General features: G+C 67.8%; 4 protein-coding genes. 3 read left to right on the top strand and 1 reads right to left on the bottom strand.

The window, feature by feature from the left end; translation table 11 throughout:
* On the top strand, nt 1-280 hold a 280-nt coding region (locus G3N93_RS32895; protein ID WP_206134826.1), incomplete at its 5' end, for an SDR family oxidoreductase.
* A 55-nt stretch (nt 281-335) separates the two neighbouring features.
* Here G3N93_RS32895 and soxR read toward each other — a convergent pair.
* A complete protein-coding gene (gene soxR / locus G3N93_RS32890; RefSeq protein WP_174945811.1) occupies nt 336-815 on the bottom strand; it encodes a redox-sensitive transcriptional activator SoxR in 480 nt (159 codons plus the stop codon).
* Nucleotides 816-895: 80 nt separating this feature from the next.
* On the opposite strand from soxR, the gene G3N93_RS32885 reads away from it, so the two are divergent.
* A complete protein-coding gene (locus G3N93_RS32885; protein ID WP_206134825.1) occupies nt 896-2,146 on the top strand; it encodes an efflux RND transporter periplasmic adaptor subunit in 1,251 nt (416 codons plus the stop codon).
* A gap of 13 nt (nt 2,147-2,159) precedes the next feature.
* Nucleotides 2,160-5,333 carry an efflux RND transporter permease subunit gene (locus G3N93_RS32880; RefSeq protein WP_206134824.1) on the top strand — a complete coding sequence of 1,058 codons (3,174 nt, stop codon included), beginning with the start codon at nt 2,160-2,162 and terminating at the stop codon, nt 5,331-5,333.
* The last annotated feature ends 69 nt before the right edge of the window (nt 5,334-5,402 follow it).

Here is a 5,402-nt window from a genome sequence, read left to right as displayed (position 1 = left end):
GGCCGGTGTCGAAGGGTTCACCGTCGCATTGGCGCGCGAACTCGGGCCGCGCGGCGCAACGGTCAATACGGTTGCGCCCGGCTATATCGCCGACACGCGCTTCTTCGGCGAAAGCGGCGTTGCACCGGCCATCGCCGCGACGATCCGCGAGCAGACGCCGGCCGGCCGCGCCGGGCATCCGGACGATATCGCGGACGCGGTCGCGTGGCTCGCCGGGCCGCGTGCATCGTTCGTCACCGGTGCGACGATCGCGGTGAACGGCGGCTGGCGCGTCGGGTGACGCAATCGACCCCGGTGGCCCGGCACGGCATCGCACGCCACGCCCGGCCTGCCGGTCATTCGATATCCGTCGGCGGCTTGTCGCCGAGCCAGCGTCGCGCGCCGGGCCCGTTGCGGCCCGCGCGGTCCTCCGGGTTCGTCAGCTTGCAGCGCTTCAGCGACAGGCAGCCGCAGCCGATGCATTCGTCGAGGTTGATGTACAGGCGCTGCAACTCCTCGATCCGGTTCGCAACGCGCTGCTTCCAGCCGCGCGACAGCCGCTGCCAGTCCTTGTTGCTCGGCGCGGTGTCCTCGGGGAGGCTGACGAGCTGCTCGGCGATCTCGTCGAGCGTATAGCCGATCTTCTGCGCGAACACGATGAACGCGATCAACCGCAGCACCGCGCGCGAATAGTGGCGATGGCTCGAGCCGTTGCGGTGCGACTTGATGAGCCCGCGCGTCTCGTAGAACCGCAGTGTCGACGCCGGTACGCCGCTGCGCGCGGCCACTTCGCGGATCGACATCAGCGGCCATTGCGGGATTTCCTGGATACCCATGTTGCTCCTCCGGGAAAACTTGACTTGAAGTTAACTTCAACTTTTATGCTACGCGGCAGTTTAACCCGTCGCGAGGCATCATGCTCTCCTTATCCCTACGCAGGACGTCGCCTTTGGGTGCGGCCTGTGCACTGCTGCTGGCGTTGTCGGGCTGTCACGACGGCAAAGGCGCATCGTCGGCCCAAACCCTTCCCGAAGTCGGCGTTGCTACCATCGCGCCGCGCACGATCCGCCTCGCGGACGAATTCAACGGACGCGTCGAAGCCGTCGACGCGGTCGAACTGCGGCCGCGCGTGAGCGGCTATTTGCAGCGCGTCGCCTACAAGGAAGGCGACCTGGTCGCGCAGGGCGCGCTGCTGTTCGAGATCGACCCGCGTCCGTACCGGATCGCGCTCGATCGCGCGAACGCGCAGCTTCAACGGGCCCGCGCGGCCGCGAGCCTCGCGAACGTGCAGCTCAAGCGCGTGCAGACGCTGATCGATGCGCATGCGACGTCGCAGGAAGAACTCGACAACGCGCGCGCCACCGCCGAGCAGGCGCGTGCGGACCTGCAGGCGGCCGACGCGGCCGTCGCCGACGCGAAGCTCAATCTCGGCTTCACCGAAGTGCGCGCGCCGATCGCGGGCCGCGTCGGCCGTGCGGTCGCCACCGTCGGCAACCTGGCGCGTGCGGACGACACGCTGCTGACGACCGTCGTGTCGCAGAACCCCGTCTACGTGTATTTCGATTGCGACGAACAGAGCTACCTGCGCTACAACGCGCGGCGCGCCGATCCGCAGCATCGCGCGATCGGCGCCGATCCGGTGCGCGTGGGCCTCGCGAACGAGACGGGTTTCCCGCATGCGGGCACCGTCGACTTCCTCGACAACCGGCTCGACCCGCAAACGGGCACGATCCGCGCGCGCGTGCGGCTGCCGAATGCGGACCATACGTTTACGCCGGGCCTGTATGCGCGCGTGCAGCTCGTCAGCGGCCGCGACCAGGATGCTTTGCTCGTCGACGACAAGGCCGTGCTCACCGACCAGGACCGCAAGTACGTGTATGTGATCGGACCCGGCGACAAGGCGCTGCGCCGTGACGTGACGATCGGCCGCGGGCTGGATGGCGAGCGGATCATCGAGAAGGGGATTCAGGCGGGCGACCGCGTGGTCGTCGACGGCGTGCAGCGGATCTACTACCCCGGCGCGCAGGTGAAGCCGAAGGCGCTGCCCGCGCGCGCCGATGCGGGTGCCGGCAATGGCGCAGGCAACGGTCCGGGCAACGGTCCGGGCAACGGCACGGGCAACGGCACGCAGGCCGTCGCCGATGCCGGCGCGCCGGCCGTGCAGTAACGGGAGACAGGCAATGGATTTCTCCCGATTCTTCATCGACCGGCCGATCTTCGCGGTCGTGCTGTCGATCGTCATCTTCGCGATCGGCCTGATTTCGATCCCGATGCTGCCCGCCGGCGAATACCCGGAAGTCGTGCCGCCGAGCGTCGTCGTGCGAGCGACGTATCCGGGCGCGAACCCGAAGGAAATTGCCGAATCGGTCGCCGAACCGCTGGAAGAGGCGATCAACGGCGTCGAAGGCATCATGTACATGAAGTCGGTCGCCGGTTCGGACGGCAGCCTGCAGGTCGTCGTCACGTTCCTGCAGGGCGTCGATCCCGACACGGCCGCCGTGCGCGTGCAGAACCGCGTGAGCCAGGCGCTGTCGCGCCTGCCCGACGAGGTGCGCCAGTACGGCGTGACCACGCAGAAGCAGTCGCCCACGCCCCTGATGTACGTGAGCCTCTATTCGCCGGACAACAGCCGCGATTCGCTGTACCTGCGCAACTACCTGACGCTGCACGTGAAGGACGAGCTGTCGCGACTCACGGGTGTCGGCGACGTCGGCCTGTCCGGCTCCGGCGACTATGCGATGCGGTTGTGGCTCGACCCGAACCGGCTCGCGTCCCGCGGGCTGACCGCGAGCGACGTGATTGCCGCCGTGCGCGAGCAGAACGTGCAGGTGTCGGCCGGCCAGCTCGGTGCGGAGCCGTCGCCGAAGAAGAACGACTTCCTGCTGTCGATCAACGTGCGCGGCCGGTTGCGCACGGTGCAGGAGTTCAGCGACATCGTGCTGCGCACCGGCGACGACGGGCAGGTCGTGAAGCTGTCCGACGTCGCGCGCATCGAGCTCGGCGCGGGCGACTACACGCTGCGCTCGTATTTCAACGACAAGCCATCGGCGGTGGTCGGCATCTTCCTGTCGCCGGGCGCGAACGCGCTCGAGGTTGCGAAGGCCGTGTATGCGAAGTTCGACGAGCTGTCGAAGCGGTTCCCGCCCGGCGTCGCGTACCGGCCCGTGTGGGATCCGACGGTGTTCGTGCGTGAATCGATCCGCGCGGTGCAGCACACGCTGATCGAGGCCGTCGTGCTGGTCGTGCTCGTCGTGATCCTCTTTCTGCAGACGTGGCGCGCGTCGATCATTCCGCTCGTCGCGGTGCCCGTCTCGGTGGTCGGCACGTTCGCATGGCTCTATCTGCTCGGCTATTCGATCAACACGCTGACGCTGTTCGGGCGCGTGCTCGCGATCGGGATCGTCGTCGACGATGCGATCGTGGTCGTCGAGAACGTCGAGCGCAACATCGCGCAGGGCCTGAGTCCGCGCGACGCCGCGCACCAGGCGATGCGCGAGGTGTCGGGACCGATCGTCGCGATCGCGCTGGTGCTGTGCGCGGTGTTCGTGCCGATGGCGTTCATGTCGGGCGTGACGGGCCAGTTCTACCGGCAGTTCGCGGTGACGATCGCGATTTCGACGGTGATCTCCGCGATCAACTCGCTGACGCTGTCGCCCGCGCTCGCCGCGAAGCTGCTGCGTCCGCACGGTGCGCCGAAGGATGCGCTCACGCGCGGCCTCGATCGCGCGTTCGGCTGGCTGTTCCATCCGTTCAACCGCTTCTTCGACCGCAGTTCCGATCGCTATCACGGCTTCGTGTCGCGCACGCTGAAGCGGCGCGGGGTGGTGTTCGCGGTCTATGCGGCGCTGCTCGCGGCGACCACGCTGCTGCTCAACGCGGTGCCGGGCGGTTTCATCCCCGTGCAGGACAAGCTGTACCTGTTCGCGGGCGCGAAGCTGCCGGAAGGCGCGTCGCTCGCGCGCACCAGCGAGGTGACCGAGCAGATGACGAAGATCGCGCTCGGCACCGATGGTGTCGAGATGGTGCCGGCGTTTGCCGGGCTGAACGCGCTGCAGGGCGTGAACACGCCGAATATCACGAACTCGTACGTGATCCTGAAGCCGTTCGACCAGCGCCACCGCAGCGCCGCGCAGATCAACGCGGACCTGAACGCGCGCTTCGCGGCCATCGGCGGCGGCATTACCTATGCGCTGATGCCGCCGCCGATCCAGGGCCTCGGCAACGGCTCGGGCTATTCGCTGTACCTGGAGGATCGCGGCGGGCTCGGCTACGGCGCGCTGCAGAACGCGCTCACCGCGTTCCAGGGCGCGGTCGCGAAGACGCCGGGGATGAGCTACCCGGTCAGCTCGTACCAGGCGAACATCCCGCAGCTCGAGGTGAAGGTCGACCGCTTGAAGGCGAAGGCGCAGGGCGTCGCGCTGACCGACCTGTTCAGCACGCTGCAGGTCTATCTCGGCTCGATGTACGTGAACGACTTCAACCTGTTCGGCCGTGTGTACCGCGTGATGGCGCAGGCGGATGCCGGCCACCGGCAGACGGCCGCCGACATCGCGAACCTGCGCACGCGCAACGCGAAGGGCGAGATGGTGCCGATCGGCTCGATGGTGACGGTGGCGCCCGCGTACGGGCCCGACCCGGTCGTTCGCTACAACGGCTATCCGGCCGCGAACCTGATCGGCGATGCCGATCCGAAGGTGATGTCGTCGTCGCAGGCGATCGAGAAGCTCCAGCAGATCGCGAAGGAAGTGCTCCCGCCGGGCATCACGCTCGAATGGACCGACCTCAGCTATCAGCAGGTCACGCAGAGCAACGCGGCGATCGTCGTGTTCCCGCTCGCGGTGATGCTCGTGTTCCTCGTGCTCGCGTCGCTGTACGAGAGCTGGACGCTGCCGCTCGCGGTGATCCTGATCGTGCCCGTGTGCATCTGCGCCGCGCTGTTCGGCGTGTGGCTGTCGGGCGGCGACAACAACGTGTTCGTGCAGGTCGGTCTCGTCGTGCTGATGGGGCTGGCGTGCAAGAACGCGATCCTGATCGTCGAGTTCGCACGCGAGCTCGAAATCCAGGGCAAGGGCGTGATCGAATCCGCGCTCGAAGCGTGCAAGCTGCGGCTGCGTCCGATCGTGATGACGTCGGTCGCGTTCATCGCGGGCTCGGTGCCGCTCCTGATCGGCGGCGGCGCGGGCAGCGAAGTGCGGGCGGCCACCGGCATCACCGTGTTCGCGGGGATGCTGGGCGTCACGCTGTTCGGGCTGTTCCTGACGCCCGTGTTCTATGTGGCGATCCGCAAGCTCGCGGGCGGCACGCCGGCCGTGTGGAGCGAACACCACGGCACCCTCGAAGGAGAAAACCGATGAGCGCCGCTTTCCGTTTTTCCGCGCTCGCGATGTCGGTGACGCTCGCCGCGTGCGCGGTCGGCCCCGACG

It is taken from the genome of Burkholderia sp. Se-20378, from assembly GCF_017104665.1.
In the GTDB taxonomy this organism is placed as follows: domain Bacteria; phylum Pseudomonadota; class Gammaproteobacteria; order Burkholderiales; family Burkholderiaceae; genus Burkholderia; species Burkholderia lata.
This window is presented reverse-complemented; position numbering and strand designations above follow the sequence as displayed.